Below are 279 nucleotides of genomic sequence, written 5' to 3' on the forward strand. Positions count from 1 at the left end.
GTATTTAAATAATGGTGAAATTGTGAAGGCGGACATTGTAAGTCATGCAAGGGACTTTCCCACGTACCTTTTAATAGGAAGTTTTATAGCTCTCCTTTTATTTTTCGGCAAAAAGAAAGGTTTGATGTCTGTAATTACGATTGGACTTACTCTCTTTATAATCTTTAAGTTTATGATTCCATTGTTATATAATGGTTATTCTCCTATCTTTTTAGCTGTAGTTACGGGAAGTATCGTTACGGTTGTTACCTTTATGATGATAAGTGGTATTTCTAAAAA

Annotated in this window: 1 protein-coding gene; it reads left to right on the forward strand. The window is 32.3% G+C overall.

The genetic code is table 11. The features are described 5' to 3' along the window. Positions 1–22: 22 nt before the first annotated feature. A partial coding sequence (locus tag AOA60_RS34860; RefSeq protein WP_368731595.1) for a YibE/F family protein occupies positions 23–279 on the forward strand: 257 nt, incomplete at its 3' end.

Source organism: Pseudomonas sp. 2822-17 (genome assembly GCF_002742485.1).
Lineage (GTDB): Bacteria > Pseudomonadota > Gammaproteobacteria > Pseudomonadales > Pseudomonadaceae > Aquipseudomonas > Aquipseudomonas cyclaminis.